This window comes from Candidatus Foliamicus sp. (assembly GCF_965221325.1).
Taxonomy (GTDB): domain Bacteria; phylum Pseudomonadota; class Gammaproteobacteria; order Steroidobacterales; family Foliamicaceae; genus Foliamicus.
Genome location: NZ_OZ244880.1, coordinates 808,133 through 833,081 on the forward strand (window position 1 = coordinate 808,133; position 24,949 = coordinate 833,081).

Genomic DNA, 24,949 nt, shown 5'->3' on the forward strand with positions numbered 1-24,949 from the left:
AAGCGAGGTCAAAACCGTAATGGAGGTAGAGGCCAATGATGGCGATATTGTTACCCCCAATTCTGGGGATGTACCTTGGTTTGGCGATGCCAATTTAAGTCAGAATGGCATCCCCCGCGACCGCGGGGATTTGATGTTACGGCCTCGGAGACGAGACAATGGACAATCTTCTGGTTGACCCGCTCATCCGCGTTCGCGTGAATGGAGGCGACGAAGAGTGCCTGTCGCTCCCTTCGCTATTTGTCGCGCTAGCGGACGATCGCGTTGTGGAGTATCCAGCACTCCGCCCCCACCAGCGGCACGCTTGGCACGCCTTTCTCGCCCAATTGGCGGTTATTTCCATCCACAGGGGCGACAACTCAAGTGCACCTCGGTCGGCAAGTGAATGGATATCGACGCTGCGAGGTCTAACTCCAGGCTTTGATGCCGATGAGCCGTGGCGCCTCGTGGTAGAAGACGCGAGCTTACCAGCATTCATGCAGCCACCAGCGCCGGACAGCGCCAAAGATTATCGCAAGTTAGTTGAAGCTCCCGACGACCTTGACCTGTTGGTTACCTCGAAAAATCACGATGTAAAGCAATCCGTCGCTTGGGCGGGTGACACCGAAGACTGGATATTCGCGCTCGTAAATCTTCAGACCATGGCTGGGTTCCAAGGAGCAGGCAACTACGGTATCGCGAGAATGAACGGGGGATTTTCCTCGCGCCCATGTCTAGGTCTCGCTCCCGCAGAGGGCAACGTGGGCGCACATTTGTTCACTGACGTGGAGCGCATGCTGGCTGACCGAAAAGGATTGCTTGATCGAATGGCACAGTACTTTCAGACTGAGGGTGGCCTAGCGCTTCTATGGTTAGAACCTTGGGACGGGTCCACCTCACTTGACCTACGAATACTTGACCCTCACTTTATTGAAGTTTGTCGGCGGGTGCGGCTGCTGCGAGAAAACAACAAATTGGCCGCGAGAACCGCGACTTCGCGAAAGCCTCGTATTGAAGCGAAGGCCGCGAAGGGAGATCTGGGAGATTTCTGGACGCCTGTAAGCGCAAAAGAAAGCAAGGCACTTTCTTTGCCTGCAAGCGGATTCACTTACAAGCGGTTATCGGAGCTACTTTTTGACAAAGGAGCCTTTGACCCTCCCGCCGCCATGAGAACTAGTCAGAGCCGGCACGGCGCATGGCGTGTTGTTGCTCGAGCAATCGCAGGCGGACAGGGTAAAACCGATGGATACCACGAACGGACGGACATACGATTTTCACCTGAAGTCGCCGGTTTGCTGTCCGGCAGCGCAAAGCGCGACGAGCTTGCGAAACTATCCAGACGCCAGATTGAGGAGATCGATGCTGTTAGTGGAGCCTTAAGGTTCGCGATTGCTACGGCGGCGAGCGGGGGCAAATCTCCCACGGAGCTGACTAAATCCGACCGCAGTAGAGCCATTCCTTTCATAAGGCGCTTGGAACTGGAGGCGGACAAACAATTTTTTAAATTCTTGGAAAAGCGGTATCTAGCAGTCGATGACAAAGATCAACAAGACTTGAGGTCTCGCTACGTCAATTCCTTAATCGGTGTAGCGCGTGACTTGCTCAAACAGTCGATTCAAGCGATACCTTTTCCTGCCATCCGTCGCCATCGAGCTCGAGCCAGAGCATTCGCCGCACTTGATGGCGCACTATGGCGGGCCAAATCAGGGCCACTGGCCGATCTTATGGAAGCGCCGCGCATTCGAGGGAAAGTACCATGAACCAGAAAGCCTCAAATCATCTCCTCGGAGCGGGAGATGAACTCTCAAGTGGGACCAAAGTGATCAAGATGATTGCCAAACAAGTATCGTGCTTGGATTCCGGACCAGCGGCAGCTCTTAGAAGAGGGCCTCTCGTCGGTTCAGGGACAGCCGCATTCTGGAAAATCGTCGCAGACCATGATATTCCCGTTAAGAATATCCAAGCATGGGCGGCCGTTGTGCAGGCAATCGCCATCCTGACGCCAATCGGCTCAAACAAGAAAGTGGACAAGTCAGCACACGAGCCCGCGCGCTCCATGGGCGGGGCATTGTCTGATGCGGGAATCTCGGAATTGCGTTTGGCTCGTTTATTGGGGGCCAAGGGGGAGCTGCGCTTGAATCTCACGGTCCGCACATGTCGACGACTTGCCCGCAAGGCCGAACACAGTCGGTTTGATCTTCGAACGCTGGCTTGGTTTCTCGTGCATGGCACAGACAAGACGGACCAGAAGATTGCCCGCGACTATTACCGTGCCCAGCGTCGCGCGGAAGCCAAAGATTCACAAACTAAGGAGCAATAAACAATGCCAGAGACCAACTTTATCCAAATTCATAGCCTGCACAGTTACACGTCCGCGCTTCTCAATCGGGACGATTCTGGGCTCGCAAAACGCATTTCGTATGGGGGCCACACACGAACGCGAATTTCGTCCCAGTGCCTCAAGAGGCACTGGCGGACTACGGAAGACGATAACGCGCTCCAAAAAATTGACGGCGCTACAACAGCAGTGCGGTCTCGTGAAATCGTTACACGAAAAGTGGTCAATGTACTGAAACAGGAAAATTACCACGAGGAAGTCGTTAAGGTCGTGGGCGATCAGTTGCAATTGGCCGTTTACGGCGACAAGGGTAACCAGCGGGCTTCGCGGCAGCCGTTGCTGCTGGGGAAACCGGAAATCGACTACCTCTTGAACGAGGCGCGCAATCTGGCTGCGGGGTACGCAAACGACCCCGAAGGCGCGCAAACGGCGGCCAAAGAATGGGGGAAGAAAGCTTCGGCGAATCTGAAAGAGATGCGCAACGCTACAAAGCTGCCAGGAGGGCTTGTCGGCGCATTGTTCGGGCGTATGGTAACTGCCGACCCAGAGGCGAATCTAGATGCATCCATTCACGTAGCGCACGCGTTCACCGTCCATGAAGAAGAGAGCGAAAGTGATTACTTCACCGTCGTAGACGATCTGCAGCGGCTTGAGGATGATGCTGGCGCAGACCACATTGGCGAAACAGAACTCACTAGCGGAATCTTCTATGGCTACGTCGTGGTCGACCGGAACACACTTCTCAGAAATCTCAATGACGATACCGAGATGGCAGGAAAAGTAGTGGAACGACTTATCCATCTGATCGCGACCGTGTCGCCGGGTGCCAAACTCGGCTCGACGGCCCCCTACAGTTTTGCCAATTGGCTGATGGTTGAGGCAGGTAGTCGCCAACCGCGTAGCCTTGCAGAGGCTTTTCGGGAACCATGCAAACCAACATTCAGCGAAGCAGAAAAAGCCGTATCAAGTCAGCTTGAGCGACTCGATTCTGCCTATGGCACTCACGAGACCAGACGTGCGATGAGCTTGGCGGGCATAGCTCCGCCCGATACCGCTCTCGTTTCGATCAGTGACCTCGCACACTGGGCCGGCAACAGTATTCGGAATGGAAAAGCCTGATGCGTTGGCTTCGATTCCGCTTTGAAGGGCTCATGGCATCGTTTGGGGCGGAGGCAATTGACGCTCATGGGAGAACCGCAGATTTTCCTACGCAGTCCATGCTCACCGGCTTGCTTGCCAACGCGCTGGGGTGGACTCGATCAATGCGCGAGGAGCACCAAGAACTGCAGAATCGCCTCGTTTATGGCGCACTTCGGCTCCACGAACCCACACTCGGAAACTTCACAGATTATCAGACTGCACGGCTCCAAAAAGCTGATCGAGCCTGGACTACAAGAGGACATCCTGCGGGGCGACACGGAGGCCCAGGCACTTACGCCGGCTCGCATCAACGATGGCGCGACTACCATTCGGACGTTCGAGTGCTGGGTGTACTGCGACTCAGGCACACCGAACAGCCACCAACTCTGGACAACCTCGCAAGAGCACTTGAACATCCAGCTCGCACTCTTTTTGTCGGGCGCAAGAATTGTTTGCCGACAGCTCGAATTTTTAATGGATGGGTTGAAGATGCTCCGAATGTACAAACCGCCTTATCCATGGTCGCACCGAATCACGGAGCCTCGTTCCGGGCACTTTGGCCTGAGTCGGAAAGCACTGAAAGAGCTTACTTGCGCACGTCAACCACCGACCAACGCAACTGGCTGACTGGGCTGCACGGAGGCCAAAGACGGGTTTGTGAAGGCTTGCTATCACCAGCGGAGCGGTCGAAATGAGTTCGCACCTGATTGCTGTGCCACTGAACATGTTTGCGTTCAATCGTTGGGCCGGTGCGCGTGGATTCATTCACCGTGGAACCTTCGATGAAGGCCTAGCTTTGCATGTGCTTCTCTCTTCGATGTTTGGTAAGTCGGTTATGCAGCCTTTCCGTCTTTTTTCCTCACCAAGAAAGAGAGCTGCGTCCCTATACGCCTACGCAAACATGGACCATGCGATGCTCAAGGAGATGGCTGAATCCGTTGCGACGCCTGACTGTCTTGAGATTCTCGACTTGATGCAGCTTAAGTCGCGACCAATGCCAATTTATTTCAAAGTGGGTCAGCGGCTCGGATTTGATGTGCGAGTAAGGCCAATTCGGCGCCTGAGCTCTGATCTCTCAACCGGGCGAGGACCTACACTAAAGGCTCGTGCCGAGGTGGACGCATTTGTAGTTGAGGTGCGACGCAACTCGGTCAGTTCGGAAAGCGCTCCGAGTAATGGAACCATGAGGCAGCGAGAGCGAATTTACGCAAATTGGCTAAAGGAAAGGTTGGAGGGTTCCGCTGCAGTCGACTCAGAGAATTGTAGGCTTGCGGCGTTCCGAAGAACGAGAACGGCGCGAGGTGATGGACCAGGGCCTGAGGGCCCGGATGCAACTATTCACGGTGAACTAGCTGTACGCAACCCGGAAGCGTTTGCCAAGCGTCTAAGGACCGGTGTTGGCAGACATCGCGCCTATGGCTACGGAATGCTGCTACTGCGTCCGCCTGGCCGACCTCACTCTCGCCAAAGGACTTAATCGATGCTGGGGGGCCGCCTGGGACTGGAAACCGCTCGAATCCCGCACGCCGACCGCGCCGGACTTCTGTGGCTATCGCGCGGCGCATTAACTGCGCGGGACGGAACGCTCTCTTTCGAACGAGGCAAGGAATTCGCGGTAAATGATCCACTTTCCGCCGGACGGTACGCAGTGCCTTTCCAAGGCGTTTCCATGATTCTGTTGGGGCCCGGCTCGACGGTGAGCCATGATGCGCTCCGACTCCTTGCGCGTCACGGCACGGCGTTGGCAGCTGTAGGGGTTGACGGTGTTCGCCAATACACGGCACCGCCGCTAATTTCAGATAGATCTGGCTTGGCGCGGAAGCAGGCAATTGCTTGGGCAAACGAGAAACAGCGCCTGGACATTGCCAGAAAAATGTATGCATGGCGTCTTGGTAGAGTGCTGCCGCACCGCGATATCGCAGTCTTGCGCGGTATAGAAGGAGCGCGCATGAAGGAGACCTATCGCCTCGTTGCCGCCCAGGTTGGCATTCAGTGGCGAGGACGCCGCTACGATAGATCACGCCCATCGTCCAGTGACCTGCCAAACCAAGCTCTCAATCACTGCTCGAGTGCGGTAGAAGCCGCTGCCGCAATCGCAGTCTCGGCAACCGCAACAATCCCGCAACTCGGATTCATACACGAAGATCCCGGACAGTCCTTCGTTCTCGATATTGCAGACCTGTTCCGCGACACTATCACCATCCCTGTCGCATTTCGGGCGGCGAAGCAGGCTGGCTCGCCACCATTCGAGAACATTGAACGTCTCGCGCGTCGGGAGGTAGGGAAAGCGCTGGCACGCGATAAATCAATTCCGAAGATGATTGAGCGGATCAAGCAGCTCTTCACTGATAAGGAACAGGAGCCCCCCAGACTCTGATGCCTATGACCGTGGTGGTAACCAGGGATGTTGAGGCTCGCTATCGAGGCTTCTTGGCCTCAGCCATGCTAGAGGTTGCCCCGGGAATCTACATTTCCCCCGACCTCTCCGCTGGTGTCCGCCAGCGCGTTTGGTCAGTCGTGAGCCAATGGTATGAGATCCTTGGGCGTGGCGCGATAACGATGATTTGGCGCGACCGCGCCTCATCTGGCGGAGTCGTCCTGAGACACTTAGGCAATCCGCCTAAGGAGATCCGGGACGCCGATGGAGTGCTCTTGGTCAAGCGCTCTTGAGCGCAAGTCCGCTCTGCTCTTTCACAAAATAATCTATAATCAAGGAGTTACACCCTAGAGGTTTCCCCGCACTCGCGGGGATGGACCGATTCATACGCAGTGGGACGGTTTTACCGACCCGGTTTCCCCGCACTCGCGGGGATGGACCCCCCATATATATATATCTATTAAGTACTAATAAGGTTTCCCCGCACTCGCGGGGATGGACCTGGGCAATTATCGGACATTGGCGGGGTCACGCGGGTTTCCCCGCACTCGCGGGGATGGACCCAATCCGAATCAGGATCAATTTACCGATCATGCGGTTTCCCCGCACTCGCGGGGATGGACCCTACAAAGAGCTTGCTGGTGATCCTGAGATAATGGTTTCCCCGCACTCGCGGGGATGGACCCTTTGTTCACTATCTCTTTGAAGAGGCCAAGGGGGTTTCCCCGCACTCGCGGGGATGGACCTTTCCAAAAGGTGCGGTCTATGAGGAACCTCAGGGTTTCCCCGCACTCGCGGGGATGGACCCGGGCGAGCTTGAGTACCAGCATGGATATAAAGGGTTTCCCCGCACTCGCGGGGATGGACCTCCTGCGGCCTGTCCGCCGCCATGACCGCACCTGGTTTCCCCGCACTCGCGGGGATGGACCTTACGGTTACTGGCGGTAGTAGCGTGTTCCAGGGGTTTCCCCGCACTCGCGGGGATGGACCTTATCGGACATTGGCTATCGCTGGGCCGATTGAGGTTTCCCCGCACTCGCGGGGATGGACCCGCTCACGGCACGGCGCGGCAGGCTTGCGGCTGGGTTTCCCCGCACTCGCGGGGATGGACCGCAGGCGCGGAACTCGACCGAGCAAGGCGCTTCGGTTTCCCCGCACTCGCGGGGATGGACCCGGAGAAACCACAAATGCAAACCATTCTTAATGGGTTTCCCCGCACTCGCGGGGATGGACCCGGTGGACGTTTGAGATACGGCTGAACAAAGACGGTTTCCCCGCACTCGCGGGGATGGACCCTCGTTGTTGCTGGTATCGTGCGTGATCTGCCCGGTTTCCCCGCACTCGCGGGGATGGACCGTCCGCGGGCGAGTGGATGCCGGTCGAGAGCTGGGTTTCCCCGCACTCGCGGGGATGGACCTGTTAAGCGGTAGCGTGAAATACATAGGGACTTGGTTTCCCCGCACTCGCGGGGATGGACCTCGCCCACGTAAGGCAATTCCAGCGCGTCTAGGGGTTTCCCCGCACTCGCGGGGATGGACCTGGTATTTCCTGTGGCATCAGCTCTCTCCTTGAGGTTTCCCCGCACTCGCGGGGATGGACCGGCGTGGCCGATGGCTCGCATACGCGCGTGACGGGTTTCCCCGCACTCGCGGGGATGGACCTTGTTGGAGCAGCCCCAGAAAATCGTACAGGCCGGTTTCCCCGCACTCGCGGGGATGGACCTTGGAAATCCAGCAAGCGGGCGCGTTCGAGGAGGGTTTCCCCGCACTCGCGGGGATGGACCATGCCGGCATTTTTAGGGATGAATAGAACGTGAGGTTTCCCCGCACTCGCGGGGATGGACCCGGGCGCTCGTTCGGCCCGAGCCGCTCGCCGATGGTTTCCCCGCACTCGCGGGGATGGACCTTCGCCGAATTGCACTTGCGTCGCGAGCAGCGCGGTTTCCCCGCACTCGCGGGGATGGACCTTGGCCTGCCAACCCGGACCCGACGTGTTATCGGGTTTCCCCGCACTCGCGGGGATGGACCCTCTCCGACACGATAAACGTGTCGACCGGCACGGGTTTCCCCGCACTCGCGGGGATGGACCTTGCGCGAGCTCCAGCGATAGCGATTCAAGCCCGGTTTCCCCGCACTCGCGGGGATGGACCTCGCCCACGTAAGGCAATTCCAACGCGTCCAAAGGTTTCCCCGCACTCGCGGGGATGGACCTTCAATCGTGCAACTATTGAGGCGGGCGTCCAGGGTTTCCCCGCACTCGCGGGGATGGACCTTCAAGGCGTTGGCCGTTCTCCAGCCACCAGCCGGTTTCCCCGCACTCGCGGGGATGGACCCCAGCGCGGCCCACCCGCGCGCTATCGTCGTTTGGTTTCCCCGCACTCGCGGGGATGGACCCCTCCAGCGATTTCATGGCCTCATCGAGCGAGCGGTTTCCCCGCACTCGCGGGGATGGACCCATTGTCAGCCAGCTTTTCGAGCGTGACCGAGTGGTTTCCCCGCACTCGCGGGGATGGACCGCCGTGCTTGATGCGGCGGGCTCCGGTGGTTCAGGTTTCCCCGCACTCGCGGGGATGGACCTTGATCTGCTTGACCCAATGCGATCCGCTCCATGGTTTCCCCGCACTCGCGGGGATGGACCATCCCCCGCGATCATTACGCATGGCAGTGGGCCGGTTTCCCCGCACTCGCGGGGATGGACCCTCGACCGACACCTTGATCTCTTTGGTACTCAGGGTTTCCCCGCACTCGCGGGGATGGACCATCCGCGTGTTCAATCACATGGCCGGCCAACCCGGTTTCCCCGCACTCGCGGGGATGGACCCGTGCAGGAGCATTCGACCCGGATGATCGCGGAGGTTTCCCCGCACTCGCGGGGATGGACCTTTACGCCCGATGGCGATCTGGCCATGGAATCAGGTTTCCCCGCACTCGCGGGGATGGACCCCCTACCAGCGTTGCAAGATGCTCACCTAGCCGGGTTTCCCCGCACTCGCGGGGATGGACCATCCGCGTGTTCAATCACATGGCCGGCCAACCCGGTTTCCCCGCACTCGCGGGGATGGACCCGTGCAGGAGCATTCGACCCGGATGATCGCGGAGGTTTCCCCGCACTCGCGGGGATGGACCTTTACGCCCGATGGCGATCTGGCCATGGAATCAGGTTTCCCCGCACTCGCGGGGATGGACCCCCTACCAGCGTTGCAAGATGCTCACCTAGCCGGGTTTCCCCGCACTCGCGGGGATGGACCATATCCGCCAATCGGATCAAACAGCCGGACGACGGTTTCCCCGCACTCGCGGGGATGGACCCGGAGGTATCGCGCATGCCTGATATCACTATGCGGTTTCCCCGCACTCGCGGGGATGGACCCACTTGTACCCTGACGTACGCGGAAGGCGCGGCGGTTTCCCCGCACTCGCGGGGATGGACCGTCTCGATCACGCCGTACCGGCTCTCCACCAAAGGTTTCCCCGCACTCGCGGGGATGGACCCGTCCATCGCGTAAGTGGCACGATGATGACGTAGGTTTCCCCGCACTCGCGGGGATGGACCTTTTGCGTGAGGGTAGGGGCCAAGCGCGGCCAGGGTTTCCCCGCACTCGCGGGGATGGACCCGACGGCCACTTCCGCCGCATCGAGGGCAGGATGGTTTCCCCGCACTCGCGGGGATGGACCTTGCTCGCGCAGCGCCCGGGTCTTGCGTTCTTCGGTTTTCCCGCACTCGCGGGGATGGACCGCGATTCCAGCGGTGGGCCGTGCGCGGCCTGTAGGTTTCCCCGCACTCGCGGGGATGGACCCTCCCATCATTATTACTTCCGGTTATCGATGCAGGTTTCCCCGCACTCGCGGGGATGGACCTTGCTGCCCTTCGTGATCTCGACCGACACATAGGGTTTCCCCGCACTCGCGGGGATGGACCCGCAACTGCCCGGGCAAGCGTGACCAAGTGATCGGTTTCCCCGCACTCGCGGGGATGGACCGCTATTCGGCGAGTCACCTGCTCAACTAGGGAGGGTTTCCCCGCACTCGCGGGGATGGACCCAGGCGCGCCGCATCCTAGCCGAGAATCAGGCCGGTTTCCCCGCACTCGCGGGGATGGACCGCGAGCTGCGGGGCGCACCGCCCCCTTTCCGACGGTTTCCCCGCACTCGCGGGGATGGACCTCCTAGAGTGGGGTCTAGTTGTCTAGAAAACTGGGTTTCCCCGCACTCGCGGGGATGGACCGCGAGCTGCGGGGCGCACCGCCCCCTTTCCGACGGTTTCCCCGCACTCGCGGGGATGGACCTCCTAGAGTGGGGTCTAGTTGTCTAGAAAACTGGGTTTCCCCGCACTCGCGGGGATGGACCTCGGGCGTCGTCGTCGATACGACCGGTTGGACGGGTTTCCCCGCACTCGCGGGGATGGACCCGATCGTTTCAATTATGTTTCCCAGAATGATAGGGTTTCCCCGCACTCGCGGGGATGGACCTCCGCGCGTGACCATATGCGTGAGCCCGGCCGAGGTTTCCCCGCACTCGCGGGGATGGACCGCGTTGAGAAAGGCACGGCAGCCACCGCTCACGGGTTTCCCCGCACTCGCGGGGATGGACCTGCGCGCTTTGACTCCGCAAGTCTCGCACTCAAGGTTTCCCCGCACTCGCGGGGATGGACCTCGGACAGCCAACTGGCCTCCTTGCGTTCGTCGGGTTTCCCCGCACTCGCGGGGATGGACCTTCGGCTCTGGGATGGAATCTATGTATTGACGGGGTTTCCCCGCACTCGCGGGGATGGACCGCAGCGTCTTGACCGCGTCCTGGCCGGCGAAGTGGTTTCCCCGCACTCGCGGGGATGGACTGGAGTGCCCCCGGTTTGCTGGATACTTCCGTGCTCTGTTCCGAGCATAGGAGGAAGTACCATGAGCACAATGTCGGAACGAGTCCGTGTCGTGGGCGAGCCAGCGGTCTGTCTCACGGACAGGTTACTCAAATGCCTAATGGGCACGTGCCGACAATCTCCGAGCGGGCAGACGTGTTGACTTGGCGAGATTGATTACATCGCAATCGTGGGCAGAATGGGGTGTCGTAGCGACTGAAGGGAACGACCATGGCTAGCATCACGATCCGCAATTTGGCCGAGGACGTGAAGACACGTCTGCAGGTGCGCGCCGCCCAACACAACCGCTCGATCGAGGAAGAAGCCCGGTTGATATTGAGCGCCGCCGTTGTGGGCAAGCCACGTTCCCGCAATCTGGCGGAAGCTGTACGCGCCCGGATTGCACCGCTGGGTGGTGTTGATCTGGAGCTGCCTCGCCGCAGATAAGTCTCTTGTAGAAGCGTTAGGCAGCTTGTTGCCGAACGCCTCGGACGCTCTCCAGGGTTCTGCGGGCTGTGATTCCCTAGTTCCCGCTTCAGGTCTAGCCGCATTCCGGAAGGCCATTGCTGGGAAGCTTTAGCGGTCTACCAAGGCCGGGCAACTTGCCCGTCGTTTTGCCCTCGGTGGTGACATGGGCCAAGGTGTGCGCGTTCACTTCGCCGAGGTGTGCGTTTCTGTCGCCCAGCCAACTGCGAGTTTTAGCAAGAACGGCGGCTCTCACGAAGTCGCTCACTGCGACCTCAACAACCTTCATGCTCGAATCGATAGAAACGTGTCCACCGGCATGCCGCCCGATTAACCGCTGTGTGACAACCTTCCGAGCGTCCCGAAATCGCTACATGGGCTCATCTACTCAGTGTCTGGTGCGAGCGACTGCAGGTATTCCACCAGTAGGTGGACTTCCGTCGATGGATTCAACTCCTTGGTTTTCTTGGCATCCGTTAACGCGCGAGCGGCATTCGACTTTGCTTGTTCCAGCGAACTCATGAGCTGGCCGAACACGCCTGCTGTCCCCTTGGTGTATCCCGGCAGGCGCTGCTGAATAGTCTTGACGCAGTGTTGCGCAGCACTCATTCGGTGTGATTTCGTGTACGGCTTCCGCGAATAGCCGAAGTGAAGTTCCAGCCAGAATTCGAAGCACGGCCAGGAGCGAATTGGCGTGATCCCGCTGGCAGTAGCTTCCTCGCAAGCGCTGTCAAACGTCGTATGCTCGTCGCGATCAAACACGCAGTACACCCTGTCGTACATCTCGCGGTTGCGTATTTCTTGCGAACGTAGTTTCTTGGCTCTCTTGACCACCGTTTGGGGGTCCGTTCCGTTTCCCACAATCCTGACATTTGCCATGCTGAGACGATAGTGTGCTACTAGATCGCGAAAATACAACGGTTCTGTCTTTTCCCCCTCGCAGAAGATCAGCACGCGATCATAAGGCTCGCGCTGTGGAGGGCTTCTCTTGAGTTGGCGTACATGCCGACGCCTCGCCACGGTTCAATCCGCCGTCATGATCGCGGGGGAACGAAGCGAAGGTAACGCACCGTAGCGGCCACCCAGATACGAGCGCTCCAGATTATCCACGCCGCGTCGTGGCCTAAAGTCCGTCAGGGGAAACACTGAGGTTTCCTGCCTTGAATTGCGCTCGCAGAACCAAACCTGATCCCTTCGGAATACTTCCTGACTCAGAATCGAGGTATCGTGCGTACTGAAGACGAGTTGCGCGCCGTTCGCGTTTGCTTCGGGATCGTGGAACCGATCCACTAGATACCGTACTAGCTTTGGATGCAAGTGTTCATGCAACTCGTCAATCACAGTCACGTGTCCGTTATCGAACATGTCGATCCACGGCGCCGCAAGTGCGAAAATCTTCTGGGTACCGGCCGATTCCTCGTGCAACGGCAGCTCAATCGCCTGGCCGTGCTTCGATTTGTGGCTGACGCGCACCTCCACAAGCTTGGCCTCCTTCATCTCTTTCTTCATTTCCGCTGGCATGTCGGTCGGCAGCATGTCCGGCGTTATGTCCTTCTTGACTATTCGTAGATCGTCAATCGCGAAGTCTGCAGTGCGCAAAAACTGAAGTACCTCCTTCTTGCGATCACCCTCACACCATTGCACAGTAAATTCATTGTTCCAGCCTCCAGAATCACTCACGTGAAGGTTTTCGTTGAACCAGTCGAATATAGGCCGCAATTGCTCGCTGTTAAGCATGATTGCCGTGGAGAGGAGCAGTGCGTCCGGCCGCGTGGCCCTCCGCCAGACCTCCTTGTCGCCCGCAAGCTTGTTGCCGAACTTGCACCCAACTTCTCCCGACTCTGAATCGGTTGTGCGTTCGAACCAGAACTGAATGCGTCCCAAGGGCCACGCGTACAGCCACTCCTCGGTAACAACACCAGCGGTTGCGGAGAACCCATACTGAAACCGCATCTGGTTCACGATCCCAACGAGTTCGAATGTCGTCGGTCGATCGATGCTCTCCGGGCTGAATCGAAACGGGGCGACTGGAAGAGGCCCGACCGCACGGCCAGACTTCCTCACAATCTGTTGCATTGTGGACAGCGCGCTGATCAGGTTCGATTTGCCCGCAGCGTTTGCGCCGTAAATTACGGCGGAGCGCAACAGCGGCATTGTCCGCACTCCCTGCCTCAGCTCAGGGATCATGACGTTTCGGTCACGATGTTCCTTTCCGGGCCCGGCGACCAGGCTGAGCCTAGCTTCGTCCTTGATGGACCTGAAATTTTCCACAGTAAATTCGATTAACATTTCTTTTACGAAGAGAATATGACGATTTGTGACAAAAAGAGCCACTTAACTTCTATCTTGCCAATTCTAACTCGTCAGTTCAAGGGCGAGACTTGAGTTTCTTTTCCGCAACCAACGCAGTTCAATCTGACGGCCCAATCCAGCCGTCACTTCAAGGGAAGAAGCGCGGGTTCGACGAAACCAGCAGCGTTAGCGGTTAACCTGCGCCTGGCGCCTTGTCTTTTGTTTTACCCTCGGTGGTGACATGCGCAGGGGAGTGCGCGGCATCGGAAGAAAGGGCCAGGTGGCCTTCGATTCGCGCAACCCTCTCGCGTAGGGCCGCGAGATCGCCGCTAATGTTGTCCAGGCGCGTGTTGACCTCGCCGCTGATGTTGTCTAGACGCATATTGACTTCGCCGAAGCGTACGTTAACTTCGCCAAAGCGTGCGTTCACTTCGCCAAAGCGAGCGTTGACCTCGGCCAGTCCGTTGCGAAGTTCGGCGCGCACGGCTGCCATGTCGCTACGCTGCTGCGCTTGTCCCTGGAAGATCGCCCCGAGCATGAGGGCCATCCCTGCGATCGCCGCGGATGCTGTCGCGGCGCTGATCCATGTGCGCTTGCTCATTGAACTACCCTAATGGAGAACAACGCTCTTGCGGGGCTTCTGCTGCAAGGCCTTAGCGGTCAACCAGTGCCTGGCGCCTTGCTCGTGCTTTTGCCGTCGGCGGTGACATGAGCAGGGGGGTGCGCGGCGTTCGAAGAGAGGGCCAGGTGGCCTTCGATTCGGGCAACCCTCTCGCGTAGGGCCGCGAGATCGCCGCTAATGTTGTCCAGGCGCATGTTGACCTCGCCGAAACGCGCGTTCACTTCTCCGAAGCGTGCGTTGACTTCGCCCAGTCCGCTGCGAAGTTCGGCGCGGACGGCGGCCATGTCGCTACGCTGCTGGGCTTGTCCCTGGAAGATCGCCCCGAGCAGGAGGGCCATCCCTGCGATCGCCGCGGATGCTGTCGCGGCGCTGATCCATGTGCGCTTGCTCATTGAACTACCCTCATGGTGAACAACGCTTAGCACAATATCACATCCGGGCCGTTCCGTCCGTCCGAAATTCACGCCCGAACACGCATTTTTAAGTGTTGCGGCGCGTGGCTTTAACGCGCCTTCTCAAGATTCTTCAAGCGGCGGCGCGCTTCGATTCAGTCGCGGCTGCCGGACGGCTCAGCCGCCGTGCCGCCGCCGGGCGCATCGACATGCACGGTCACGATGTCCGTGTCGTGGTATTGGTGGTGGCGGACCGAGGATGCCTGCGCCCGCAACAGGCGCAGCGACACTTCCTGTTCCGCGGCTACTTCCGAGGCCTGTTCGCTCAGCAACGCGATGCGGTCCTCCATGTTGCCTTCGCCGGGCGCAGCGATGAATTCCAGCACCGCGCCGCCGCCTTCCTTGCGCGCGATCAGCAACAGCCGGCGCTTGGCGTTTTCCTTCTCGTCGCGCTCTCCGAGCAGCGTGAGCAGCGTTTCTTCGCTGACTGCTTCCAGGCGCTGGCGCATGTTCTCCCGCCATCCGCTGCGTTTGGTGAAGGCGCCGAGGAAGGCGACGATTTCGGGCAACGCCGCCACGCCGAACGGCACCTGAAGTCGGCGGCGCCGCGGCGCCGTCAGTTCGACCAGCAGGGTCAGGGTGATGGCGGTCAGGCCGCCCGCGGTCATCCCGTCCTGCAACATTCCGCCGGCGAATTCGGCAAAGAACTCCGGGAACACCACGCCGGCCTGAAAGCCGGTTCCGATCCAGAACGACACCCCGCAGATCAGGCCGTTGCGGTAGCTCATTCCTTCCTGCAGCACGAGTTTCACGCCCACCATGAAAAGCATCGCCATGAGCACGATCACGTAGGCGGCCACCACCGGGCCGGGAACGGCGAGAATCGCCGCCAGCAGCTTGGGCAGCAGCGTGGCGACGAGAAACACCGCGCCGACAGCGATTCCCACGCGGCGCGCGGCGACGCCGGTCAGTTCGGTTACGGCGACGCTGGCGGAATAGGTGGTGTTGGGCACCGTGCCGGCCAGCCCGGAAAGCAGATTGCCGGCTCCATCGGCCGCAACCGCGCCCTGCACTACGCGAAAGTCCGGCGCGCGACGCGTACGCCAGGAAACCCGCTGGATGGCCAGGGCGTCGCCGATGGTTTCCGTGGCTCCCACCAGCGTCGCGAACACGAACGCCGGCAGCAGGCCCCAGAACGCCGGCCCGAAACTGAGGTCCAACCCGGGCCAACTGCCTTGCGGCAGTCCGAACCAGGCGGCTGCCGCCACCCGGCTGGTGTCGTAGAGACCGAAATAGCCGGCAATCAGCGAACCGCCCGCGACGCCGATCACCGGCGCCCAAAGCCGCAACACCGCGTTGCCCCGCAAGGCGATGCCACAAATCATGACCAGCGTGGCCAGTGCCGTAAGCGGAGCGGCCAGCGGCGATGCTTCCGGCGGCGCTTCACCAATCATGCGCCAGGCATGCGGCATGACCGTAACCGCGATCAGCATGATCACGGTGCCGGCAACATTGGGCGTGAGGATTCGCCGCAGCAGCGAGAGGCGTCCCGAAAGCGCAAATTGAAACACCGAGGCGGCAATCACCAGGGTTGCCATCAGCGCCGGCCCGCCTTCGGCGATAGCCGCAATGCACACGGCGATGAAGGTCGGGGAGGTGCCCATCACCAGCACGTAGCCGGATCCGATGCGCCCCAACCGCGCGGCTTGCAGGATGGTGGTGACACCGCTTACGGCCACCGCTGTGAACACGGCCCACGCGAGGTACGACTCGGTTCCGCCGCCGGCCCGAATCACGATTGCCGGGGTGAGCACGATGCCGGCCAGGCATAGCACGGCAAACTGCAGGCCCAGCCCCAAGGCCAGCGCCCGCGGCAGTTTATCGTTCGGCTCGAACCGAACCTTGGCCATGCCGTTGGCCGGCTGGGTCGGCTTGGTCAAGATGTCTTCACGCGCTTACCACCTCGTGGCGCGCTTCAGTGTGAGTGACAGGCGCAAGGCACGCGCGCCGCTCAGGCGGGTCGTGTTGGTGAAGTCGGGATCGAGCGTGTTGAATGGGTGCTTGTCGTAGCCCGCAGTGGCTTCGAAATCGCCCGCGCCGGTGTAGCTCAGCCTGATTCCCAGTTGCAACTGTGCGGTTGCAGGGAAATCGGCCCCGGCATGCACGGCCCATTGCAGCCGCGTGCCGCGCAAATCCGCGTTCTGAACCGAGTTGTAGAAGTCCAGTGGCGGGTCGTAGATGTCGCCCTGGGTGTCCTCGTAGTCGTTGGAGAAGTGCAGGCCGGCCAATTCCAGCGCTGCGAGGCCCAGGCCGGCGCCCACATAGGGCGTGATCCGGCCCCAGGCGTTGGGGAAGTCGTAGTAGGCATTCAGCATTGCCGAGCGCGCGTTGAAGTTGTCCACATACGCCTGGGTATTGGAAACCACCGGGCTGCCGGGGCGGTGCAGGACCTCCGCGCCGTCGAAATAGGTTATTCCCGTGAACTGCTGCGTGGCGCTGTTGCGGCCCCAGCCAAGCGCCAATTCGAATCGCGCGCCGCTTGGCAAGCTGCGGCCGACGAAAACCTCGGCGCCGGCGCCGGCGTCCAGGTCGATGTCGTAACTCCAGCGGTAGCCGGGAACGCTTGGAATCGGCACCTCATTGAAGCAGGCCGCATCGGGATAGCAAAAGCTCTCCTGGTTCCAGCCTGCCTGATCGAGTGTGGCCCCCCAACCGGCACCGGCGCCCACACCCAGATACCAGCCGGGACGTTCCGCCGCCGCGTTGCCGGTGCCCGGAGTCTGTCCGTGGGCCGCCTGGCCTGCTGTTACAGCGAAGGCCAGTGACATGACGATAGAGATCAGGCGCATGAGAACCTCTTGGCGTTGTTTGCAATTCCTGCGGGATTCGGCGCGCACCGGCACGGCCCGCAAGTGCTGTTCGAATCGACAAGGGCGGCGCGGCCCGCTGCGCCGCTTGCCCGGTAGCCTAACACCGCGCTAGCGCCCCTTGGCCGCGTGGCGGGAAAGCCGCTGTTTCTCGCGGTTCCAGTCGCGTTCCTGATCCAGATGCCGCTTGTCGTACTGCTTGCGGCCGCGTCCCAGGCCCACGCGCAGCTTGGCCTTGGAGCCTCCCCAGAACAGCGCCAGGGGCACCAGAGTCAAACCGCGTTGCTGCACTTTTCCCGCCAGCCGGTCGAGCTGGCGGCGGTGCATCAAAAGCTTGCGGCTGCGCGCGGCAACCGGCGCAGGGTGGACGCTGGCGCTCGGCAACGGCGCGAAATTGGCGCCCACAAGCCAGGCTTCGCCACCACGGATGACGACGTAGGCTTCCACCAGACTGGCCCGCCCGGCCCGCAAAGCCTTGACCTCCCAGCCGAGCAGGACCAGGCCGGCGTCGAGTTCCTCAAGGATCTCGTAGTCGCGGCGCGCCCGCCGGTTGGCGGCGATGCGTCCGTTTTTCGCTTTGCTGGCCATGGCGTTTCGGAGTGAGCTGAACTGTTGATGGGGCGCCGGGTTTCATCCGGCGCACTCGTACAATAACGCCGTCGCCCGCTCTGCAGGCGCTGGCGCCCTCGGTTGGGCGGGATTTTGCCTTCCGCTGCCGGGTGCCCGAAAACCGATGCAAGAGATATCCAGAGAAGCCCTCACGGCTTGCACCCCCGAGCGAATGTTCGACCTGGTAGCCGCCGTGGAGGATTACCCCCAATTTCTGCGCGGTTGCACCGGCGTTGAGGTTCACCGTGAGGACGAGCACGAAGCGCTTGTCAGCCTCGACCTGCAGGGCGGCGTATTCCGGCAGCGCCTGACAACGCTTAACCGCATGCGGCGTCCGCACCGTCTGGAGATGAACCTGAGCGAGGGCCCGTTTCGGCATTTGAACGGGGAATGGCTGTTCGAGCCGGCCGGCAGCGGTTGCCGCGTATCGTTGAAGATCAGGTTCGAGTTCAAGAGCAGGGCGCAGACCTTGTTGCTGGGGCGCAGCTTCGAGGCCTTGAGCGACCGGCTGGTGCAGGACTTCATGAATCGCGCGCGGCAACTTGGCGCGGACGATGCCTGACGCCCTTGCGGTCGAGGTGGCCTATGCCGTGCCCGGCGCGCAGCGGGTGCTGTCCATTCGCGTACCGGCCGGCTGCACGGCCCGCCGCGCGGTTGCCTTGTCGTGCATCGCGCAGCTTTTCCCGGAAATCGATGCGCGCGACTGTCCGCTGGGCGTGTTCGGGGTTGCGGTAGCCGACGACCACTGCCTGCAGGAAGGAGACCGGCTCGAAATCTACCGGCCGCTGGAAAACGATCCCCTGGAAACGCGCCGCCGGCTCGCCCGTCAAATGCCGTAAAGAGAGCGTTCGGCTTTCGGCTTTCGGCGCGTGTCAGCGCGCTACGCTGCGCCGCAGCCGCGGCGTATCAGTTCTTCGCTTCGGGCGTTACTTCGATGTCGCTTACGCCCTCGTCGGAGAACCGGATCACTACCCTGCGCTGCCGGCCGTCGAGCGTGCCGCTGGTGAACACGTAGTCCCAGCGGTCGGAGCGAAAGGGATCGCTTACCGTCGGAGTGCCTAGCACGTATGCCACCTGTTCCCGGGTCATGCCGAGTTCCACTTTCTCGATATTGGCCGGATCGATGATCGACCCCTGGTAGATGCGCACCTGATAGACGCAGCCCGCCGCCAGTACGCAGCACACCGCGGCCAGCGCCAGATTCCGCCATGCTCGCCCGTTTTTCATTGCGCTGGGGAGTATAGCCGCCACACAAGCCCGGTCGAAGGCATAGGCCCTTGCCAAGCGCTGCTGCAGGGTTCAGCGGCGCTTGCGCACATACAGAACCAGGCTGTGGTCGATCAGTTCGTAGCCCGCCGAGTCGGCGATCTCTTCCTGCAGGCGCTCAATGTCCTCGTTCACGAATTCCATGACCTTGCCGGTGTCAACGCAGACCATGTGGTCGTGGTGGTCGCCCGAGTCGAGTTCGAACACGGAGTAGCCGCTCTCGAAGTTGTGCCGGGTCACGAGGCCGGCTTGCTCGAATTGGGTCAGAACGCGGTAGATGGTCGGCAGCGGGATTTCGTTGTCGTCCGCCACAAGTTCGGCGTGAATCTCGTCCGCGCTCAGGTGGCGCGCGCTGCTTTGCGCCAGCAGCCGGAAAATGCTCAGGCGCGGCTGGGTGACCTTGAGGCCGGCTGCCTTCAGGTTCTTTCTGGGCAGGTTCTTCTTCATTCCGGCGTGGCCTCCGCGCTTCCTTGCGGCACTTCGGTTCGCGATTGCCAGAGCCGCCCCTTTGCCAGCATTTCTTCGGCATGCGCCAGCGCGCGCGGCGTGATTTCCACACCGCCCAGCATGCGCGCCACCTCGCGCACCCGCTCGCTCTCTTCCAGTTGGGCCGACACCGTGTGCGCGCCGCCGTCGCGAATCACCTTGCTCACGCGGATTTGCCGACCCGCCTGGCTGGCCACCTGCGGGAGATGGGTGACGCAGAGCACCTGGCCGCGCCGGCCCAGTTCCGCCAGCCCTGCTCCGACCACTTCCGCTACCCGACCGCCGATACCCGAATCGACTTCGTCGAAGATCATGGTGGGCGGCTGGCGGGCGCCGGCGGCAGCCAGTTGTATCGCCAGCCCGATGCGCGCCAGTTCGCCGCCGGATGCGCAGCGCGCGAGGGGGCGGGGGGCCTGCCCGGGGTTGAGGGCAACGAGAAATTCCAGGCGGTCGCTTCCGCGTCGGCCCAAGGCTGGTGCCGCGCTGAACTCCACGGACAAGCGCCCGCCCTCCAGGGCCAGCCCCTGCATGCGCTCGGACACTGCTTCGGCAAACTCGCCTGCAATGTGCCGACGTTCCTCGGAAAGGCTTGCCGCCCGGGTTTGGATGTCTTCGCCCAGCGAGGCGCAGCGGGCGCGGGCTTCGGCGAGCTTTTCGTCCACCGCGCGAAGCTGTGCCTTTTCGGCCTTCAGTTGTGCGGCCAGCTCCGGCAGTTCTTCTTCCGTTGTGGCGTGCTTGCGTGCTACCGAAAGCAACGCCAGGCGGCGCTGCTCAATCGCATCGAGGTTGCCGCCGCCGTCATCAAGGTCCAATCCGACATCCCGTACGGTCGAGGCCACTTCCTCGACCAGCACTTCCGCCTCGCCCAGCATGCGCACCGCCTCGCCGAGCTGCGGTTCGAACTCGGCCACGCTCTCCAGTTCTCTGCGCGCGGCGCTCAGCCCCCCGGCGGCTGGCCGGTCGCTTTCGCTGAGCGCATGCAGCGCGCTGCCAATGGCGGCCATCAATCGGGCGCGGTTGGCGAGCTTCAGGCGCTGCCGGTCCAGTTCCTGCAGTTCGCCGGCACGCGGATTCAGTGCGTCCAATTCCTCGATCCAGCTATCCAGCAATTCCATCCGCCCGGCCCGGTCTGCAGCGCGCTGCTCCAGGCTATCGAGCGCCTTTTCGGCTTGACTGAAAGCGGCGAATTGCTCCGTGAAGGATTTCACGGTCTCGCTCAGCCCGCCGTACTCGTCGAGTATTTCCAGTTGCGCCCCGGTATGCAGCAGCGCCTGGTGCGCCTTCTGCCCGCAGATATCCACCAGGCAGGCGCGCAGCGCGCGCAGCCTTTGCGCAGGAACCGGCACGCCGTTCAGCGATCCGCGCGAGCGCCCGTCGGCGCGGATCACGCGCCGCATGATGCATTCTTCGAACAGGTCGAATTCGTCCGCCCAGTCCGGCAGCGGCGTGCCCGCGGGAATTTCGAAACAGGCGCTGATGTCCGCTTCCCTCGTTCCGGTGCGCACTTGCCGCGCATCGGTGCGCTCGCCGGTTGCTAGGGCCAGCGCATCGATCAGTATGGACTTGCCGGCGCCGGTTTCCCCGGTCAGGGCCGTGAATCCCGGCTCCATGTCCAAGCTGGCGGCATCGACCACCGCCAGATTGCGGATCGTCAGGTGGGTCAGCATTGCGGGCGGTCAGCCGGAACCCTGCGTGGCCGGCCCCTTGCCCCAGTTCAACTTTTCCCTGAGCATCGCAAAGTAGTTGTAGTCGGAAGGATGGATCAGGGTGAGCCTGCTTGTCGAGCGCGAAATGTGCAGCGTTTGCCCGAATTCCAGCACGCCCAGGTCGATGCCGTCGCAGGTTACCGCCGCGGTCACGCCGGCTTCGGCGGGAATGGACAGCGTGATCTTTGCGGCGCCCGATATCACCAGCGGCCGATCGTCGAGCTTGTGCGGGCAGATTGGCACCATGACGGTGGCGTCCAGCCTGGGGTCCACGATCGGCCCGCCGCAACTCATGGCGTAGGCGGTCGAGCCTGTGGGCGTGGCGGCGACAAAACCATCGCCGCGGTGCGTTGCGATGTGGCGCCCGTCCACTGTAGTGGAAAGCTCCAGGATGCGCGCGCCGCCACTGCGGTGCGCCACCACGTCGTTGAGCGCCATGGTGCGCAGCGCCTTGCCTTGGCGCCTGGTGAGCCGGGCGCTGAGCAGCATGCGTTTCTCGGAGGTGTACTGCCCGCCGAGCAGGGACGCGAGTTCCGCCTCGAAACGCTGTTTGCCCAGGTCGGCGAGAAATCCCAGCCTGCCGAGGTTCACGCCCAGCAGCGGTTTGCTGCGCTCCACGGCGGTCTTGGCTGCGCGCAGCATGGCGCCGTCGCCGCCCATGGCGATCAGCAGTTCTGCGCTGTCCAGTGTGGCGTCTGCGTCGGGGCCATTGGCCATCGCGGCCTGGCATCCCAGCCGTTCAAGGTGGGCCACCAGTTCGGAGGCGGCCTGCGCTATGGCCGCGGGGCCTTCGCGCGCCAGTATCGCCACGCGCTGGAATGGGGTCTGCTGCATTTGGGGAATTGTGTCCCGCTCCCAAGCGGCGCCCGGATGCGCCCGGTTTCGCCTTGAAAAAACCCAATAATGCACCATAGTACCCCGGCATGAAAAAGGAAGAAACCGAGGCCCCCGCCGCGCCGGATGAGCGCGAGCAGGACAGCGCCGCCGAAGCGCCCGATTCCGCCGAACCCACGGAGGTTGAGGGCCTGAAGACTGCGCTGGCGCGGGAACGCGAACTGCACCTGCGCGCCGCCGCCGAGGTCGAGAACGTGCGCCGCAGGGCGCAGAAGCAGGCCAGCGAGGCCTATGGGCGCGGGCAGCGGCAGATTGCCCGCGAGCTGCTGGCGGCCATCGACAGCTTGGAGTTGGGCTTGAGCGCCAGCGATGCGGCCAGCATGGAAGACTTGGTGGAAGGTCAGCGGGCCGTGTTGCGCCAATTGCTCAAGGCGCTGGAGCAGTTCGGGGTGGAGCCGCTGGACGCCCAGGGGCAGCCTTTCGACCCCGAGCATCACGAGGCCGTGAGCCTGCAGCCGTCCGATACCGCGGAGCCACAGTCGATCCTGTCGGTAATGCAGAAGGGTTACCTGATGCACGGACGCTTACTGCGCGCGGCCCGCGTGGTGGTTTGCTCGGGACCATCGGAGTCGCCGGAGCAGGCATCCGGCGAGGCCGACAAAACCCATTGAATTGGCTTCCTTGAATCCTCATATCGTCCAATAGCAGCGCAACGCGCACAATTTCGGAGAATTGCGAATGGGCAAGATAATCGGCATTGACCTGGGAACCACCAACTCCTGCGTTGCCGTCATGGAAGGCAAGCAGGGCAAGGTAATCGAGAATTCCGAGGGCGACCGGACCACGCCATCCATCGTGGCTTTCGCCAAGGACGACCAGGTGCTGGTGGGACAGTCCGCCAAGCGCCAGGCGATCACCAATCCCACCAACACGCTCTACGCGATCAAGCGCCTTATCGGCCGCCGCTTCAGCGACGATGTGGTGCAGCGCGACATCGACTTGGTGCCCTACAAGCTGGTCGCGTCGGACAACGGCGACGCCTGGGTGGAGGCCGGCGGGCGCAAGATCTCGCCGCCGGAGATTTCCGCGCGCGTGCTGCAGAAGATGAAGCAGACCGCCGAGGACTACCTGGGCGAGGAAGTGACCGAGGCCGTGATCACGGTGCCGGCCTACTTCAACGATTCACAGCGCCAGGCGACCAAGGATGCCGGCAAGATCGCCGGGCTTGAAGTCAAGCGCATCATCAACGAACCCACCGCGGCCGCGCTGGCCTATGGCATGGGTCAGCAGCGCGGCGACCGCAAGATCGCCGTCTATGATCTGGGCGGCGGCACCTTCGACATCTCGATTATCGAGATTGCCGAGATCGACGGCGAGACCCAGTTCGAAGTGCTCGCCACCAACGGCGACACCTTCCTGGGCGGCGAGGATTTCGACAACCGCCTGATCGACTACCTGGCCGGCGAGTTCGAAAAGGAGCAGGGTGCGGACATCCGAAAGGATCCGCTGGCCATGCAGCGCCTCAAGGAGGCGGCGGAGAAGGCCAAGATCGAGCTGTCCTCGCAGCAGCAGACCGAGATCAACCTGCCGTACATCACCGCGGATGCGGCCGGCCCCAAGCACATGAACATCCGTCTCACCCGCGCCAAGCTGGAGGCGCTGGTGGAAGACCTCATCGCGCGCACCATCGAGCCTTGCCGCACGGCGCTTGCCGACGCGGGGCTGTCGGTGGGCGACATCAGCGACGTGATCCTGGTGGGCGGGCAGATTCGCATGCCCAAGGTGCAGCAAGCGGTGCAGGATTTCTTCGGCCGCGACCCGCGCAAGGACGTGAACCCCGACGAAGCGGTGGCGCTGGGCGCCGCAATTCAGGCCGGCGTACTGTCGGGCAGCGTGCGCGATGTTCTGCTGCTGGACGTGACGCCGCTGTCGCTGGGCATCGAAACGCTGGGCCAGGTCATGACCCGGCTGATCGACAAGAACACGACGATTCCCACGCGCGCCAACCAGGTGTTCTCGACCGCCGAGGACGGTCAGTCGGCAGTGACCATTCACGTGCTGCAAGGCGAGCGTCAGCGCGCCTCGGACAACAAGTCGCTGGGCCGGTTCGACCTCACCGATATTCCCCCGGCCCCGCGCGGCATGCCGCAGATCGAGGTGACCTTCGATATCGACGCCAACGGCATTCTGAACGTGTCGGCCAAGGACAAGGCCACCGGCCGCGAGCAGAAGATCGTTATCAAGGCGTCCAGCGGACTCTCCGACAAGGAAATCGACCGCATGGTGCAGGACGCCGAGCAGCACGCCGAGGAAGACCGCAAGTTCCGCGAGCTCGTGGATGTGCGCAACCAGGCGGATGCACTCGTGCATTCCAGCGAGAAAGCGCTTTCGGACCTGGGTGACAAGGTGCAGCCGGAAGAGCGTGCCCGCGTCGAGTCTGCGGTCGCCGATCTGAAGACGGCGCTGCAGGGCGACGACAAGGGCGCGATCGAGGCCAAGAGCCGGGCGCTTTCGGAGGCGGCCGGGAGCTTGGCGCAGCGCGTCTATCAGGAACAGGCGCAGGCCGAGAGCGCCGGCGATTCCGGTGCGGACGCGGACTCGGGCGACGATGGCAACGATGTGACCGATGCCGAGTTCGAGGACGTGACCCCGGACGATCAGGATCAGAAGAAATCTGCCTGAACGCGGACGGATCAGGCAGCAGGTGCGGGTTAGCGCATTGCATC

Annotated in this window: 23 protein-coding genes and 1 CRISPR repeat array; of the genes, 12 read left to right on the forward strand and 11 right to left on the reverse strand. The window is 61.8% G+C overall.

The window, feature by feature from the left end; translation table 11 throughout:
• Positions 1-158 precede the first annotated feature (158 nt).
• The 8 genes from casA to ACWCOO_RS03775 all read left to right on the forward strand — a co-directional run bounded on the left by casA (position 159) and on the right by ACWCOO_RS03775 (position 11,131).
• Positions 159-1,739: a type I-E CRISPR-associated protein Cse1/CasA gene (gene casA / locus ACWCOO_RS03740; RefSeq protein ID WP_446831619.1), complete on the forward strand. Its 1,581-nt coding sequence runs from the start codon at positions 159-161 to the stop codon at positions 1,737-1,739.
• Positions 1,736-2,299 (forward strand): type I-E CRISPR-associated protein Cse2/CasB, encoded by a 564-nt coding sequence (gene casB, locus ACWCOO_RS03745; RefSeq protein WP_446831620.1) that lies wholly within the window; start codon positions 1,736-1,738, stop codon positions 2,297-2,299. The genes casA and casB overlap by 4 nt, the downstream gene beginning before the upstream one ends.
• Positions 2,300-2,302: 3 nt before the next feature.
• Positions 2,303-3,436, forward strand: coding sequence for a type I-E CRISPR-associated protein Cas7/Cse4/CasC (gene cas7e, locus ACWCOO_RS03750; protein ID WP_446831621.1), 1,134 nt, complete (start codon positions 2,303-2,305; stop codon positions 3,434-3,436).
• 32 nt (positions 3,437-3,468) lie between these two features.
• The gene (gene cas5e, locus ACWCOO_RS03755) at positions 3,469-4,152 is read left to right on the forward strand and encodes a type I-E CRISPR-associated protein Cas5/CasD (protein WP_446831994.1); all 684 of its coding nucleotides are present in this window, start codon (positions 3,469-3,471) and stop codon (positions 4,150-4,152) included.
• A gap of 29 nt (positions 4,153-4,181) precedes the next feature.
• The gene (cas6e, locus tag ACWCOO_RS03760; RefSeq protein ID WP_446831995.1) at positions 4,182-4,934 is read left to right on the forward strand and encodes a type I-E CRISPR-associated protein Cas6/Cse3/CasE; all 753 of its coding nucleotides are present in this window, start codon (positions 4,182-4,184) and stop codon (positions 4,932-4,934) included.
• 3 nt (positions 4,935-4,937) lie between these two features.
• Entirely contained in the window at positions 4,938-5,834 is an 897-nt protein-coding gene (gene cas1e, locus ACWCOO_RS03765) for a type I-E CRISPR-associated endonuclease Cas1e (protein WP_446831622.1), read from the forward strand.
• 65 nt (positions 5,835-5,899) lie between these two features.
• Complete coding sequence (gene cas2e, locus ACWCOO_RS03770) at positions 5,900-6,127, forward strand: type I-E CRISPR-associated endoribonuclease Cas2e (protein ID WP_446831996.1); 228 nt, start codon at positions 5,900-5,902, stop codon at positions 6,125-6,127.
• 59 nt (positions 6,128-6,186) lie between these two features.
• Positions 6,187-10,667: a CRISPR direct-repeat array (repeat unit 28 nt; unit sequence GGTTTCCCCGCACTCGCGGGGATGGACC).
• Positions 10,668-10,915: 248 nt separating this feature from the next.
• Positions 10,916-11,131, forward strand: a complete 216-nt coding sequence (locus ACWCOO_RS03775; protein ID WP_446831623.1) for a FitA-like ribbon-helix-helix domain-containing protein — start codon at positions 10,916-10,918, stop codon at positions 11,129-11,131.
• Positions 11,132-11,533: 402 nt separating this feature from the next.
• On the opposite strand, the gene ACWCOO_RS03780 is transcribed toward ACWCOO_RS03775, so the two are convergent.
• The 7 genes from ACWCOO_RS03780 to smpB form a co-directional block, all read right to left on the reverse strand.
• Entirely contained in the window at positions 11,534-12,169 is a 636-nt protein-coding gene (locus tag ACWCOO_RS03780) for an RloB family protein (protein WP_446831624.1), read from the reverse strand.
• 3 nt (positions 12,170-12,172) lie between these two features.
• Positions 12,173-13,483, reverse strand: a complete 1,311-nt coding sequence (locus ACWCOO_RS03785; RefSeq protein WP_446831625.1) for an AAA family ATPase — start codon at positions 13,481-13,483, stop codon at positions 12,173-12,175.
• A gap of 151 nt (positions 13,484-13,634) precedes the next feature.
• Complete coding sequence (locus tag ACWCOO_RS03790) at positions 13,635-14,042, reverse strand: hypothetical protein (protein ID WP_446831626.1); 408 nt, start codon at positions 14,040-14,042, stop codon at positions 13,635-13,637.
• Positions 14,043-14,101: 59 nt separating this feature from the next.
• Complete coding sequence (locus tag ACWCOO_RS03795) at positions 14,102-14,455, reverse strand: hypothetical protein (RefSeq protein ID WP_446831627.1); 354 nt, start codon at positions 14,453-14,455, stop codon at positions 14,102-14,104.
• Positions 14,456-14,610: 155 nt separating this feature from the next.
• Positions 14,611-16,395, reverse strand: coding sequence for a uracil-xanthine permease family protein (locus tag ACWCOO_RS03800; RefSeq protein ID WP_446831628.1), 1,785 nt, complete (start codon positions 16,393-16,395; stop codon positions 14,611-14,613).
• Positions 16,396-16,410: 15 nt separating this feature from the next.
• Positions 16,411-17,304, reverse strand: a complete 894-nt coding sequence (locus ACWCOO_RS03805) for an outer membrane protein (RefSeq protein ID WP_446831629.1) — start codon at positions 17,302-17,304, stop codon at positions 16,411-16,413.
• Between the two features lie 129 nt (positions 17,305-17,433).
• A complete protein-coding gene (gene smpB, locus ACWCOO_RS03810; RefSeq protein ID WP_446831630.1) occupies positions 17,434-17,910 on the reverse strand; it encodes an SsrA-binding protein SmpB in 477 nt (158 codons plus the stop codon).
• A 145-nt stretch (positions 17,911-18,055) separates the two neighbouring features.
• Here smpB and ACWCOO_RS03815 point away from each other — a divergent pair, with 145 nt between their 5' ends.
• Both ACWCOO_RS03815 and ACWCOO_RS03820 read left to right on the forward strand, forming a co-directional pair.
• Positions 18,056-18,493: a type II toxin-antitoxin system RatA family toxin gene (locus ACWCOO_RS03815; protein ID WP_446831631.1), complete on the forward strand. Its 438-nt coding sequence runs from the start codon at positions 18,056-18,058 to the stop codon at positions 18,491-18,493.
• A complete protein-coding gene (locus ACWCOO_RS03820) occupies positions 18,486-18,770 on the forward strand; it encodes an RnfH family protein (protein ID WP_446831632.1) in 285 nt (94 codons plus the stop codon). Before ACWCOO_RS03815 ends, ACWCOO_RS03820 begins: the two co-directional genes overlap by 8 nt.
• Before the next feature lie 67 nt (positions 18,771-18,837).
• On the opposite strand, the gene ACWCOO_RS03825 is transcribed toward ACWCOO_RS03820, so the two are convergent.
• The 4 genes from ACWCOO_RS03825 to ACWCOO_RS03840 form a co-directional block, all read right to left on the reverse strand.
• The gene (locus ACWCOO_RS03825) at positions 18,838-19,158 is read right to left on the reverse strand and encodes an outer membrane protein assembly factor BamE (RefSeq protein WP_446831633.1); all 321 of its coding nucleotides are present in this window, start codon (positions 19,156-19,158) and stop codon (positions 18,838-18,840) included.
• Positions 19,159-19,230: 72 nt separating this feature from the next.
• The gene (gene fur, locus ACWCOO_RS03830) at positions 19,231-19,644 is read right to left on the reverse strand and encodes a ferric iron uptake transcriptional regulator (RefSeq protein WP_446831634.1); all 414 of its coding nucleotides are present in this window, start codon (positions 19,642-19,644) and stop codon (positions 19,231-19,233) included.
• On the reverse strand, positions 19,641-21,350 hold the full coding sequence (gene recN / locus ACWCOO_RS03835; RefSeq protein WP_446831635.1) for a DNA repair protein RecN: 1,710 nt from the start codon (positions 21,348-21,350) through the stop codon (positions 19,641-19,643). Before recN ends, fur begins: the two co-directional genes overlap by 4 nt.
• A 9-nt stretch (positions 21,351-21,359) precedes the next feature.
• Positions 21,360-22,223 carry an NAD(+)/NADH kinase gene (locus ACWCOO_RS03840; protein ID WP_446831636.1) on the reverse strand — a complete coding sequence of 288 codons (864 nt, stop codon included), beginning with the start codon at positions 22,221-22,223 and terminating at the stop codon, positions 21,360-21,362.
• An 89-nt stretch (positions 22,224-22,312) separates the two neighbouring features.
• Between ACWCOO_RS03840 and ACWCOO_RS03845 the strand changes: the two genes are divergently transcribed.
• Both ACWCOO_RS03845 and dnaK read left to right on the forward strand, forming a co-directional pair.
• Positions 22,313-22,894 carry a nucleotide exchange factor GrpE gene (locus ACWCOO_RS03845; RefSeq protein WP_446831637.1) on the forward strand — a complete coding sequence of 194 codons (582 nt, stop codon included), beginning with the start codon at positions 22,313-22,315 and terminating at the stop codon, positions 22,892-22,894.
• Between the two features lie 67 nt (positions 22,895-22,961).
• Positions 22,962-24,905: a molecular chaperone DnaK gene (gene dnaK, locus ACWCOO_RS03850; protein WP_446831638.1), complete on the forward strand. Its 1,944-nt coding sequence runs from the start codon at positions 22,962-22,964 to the stop codon at positions 24,903-24,905.
• Positions 24,906-24,949: the final 44 nt, after the last annotated feature.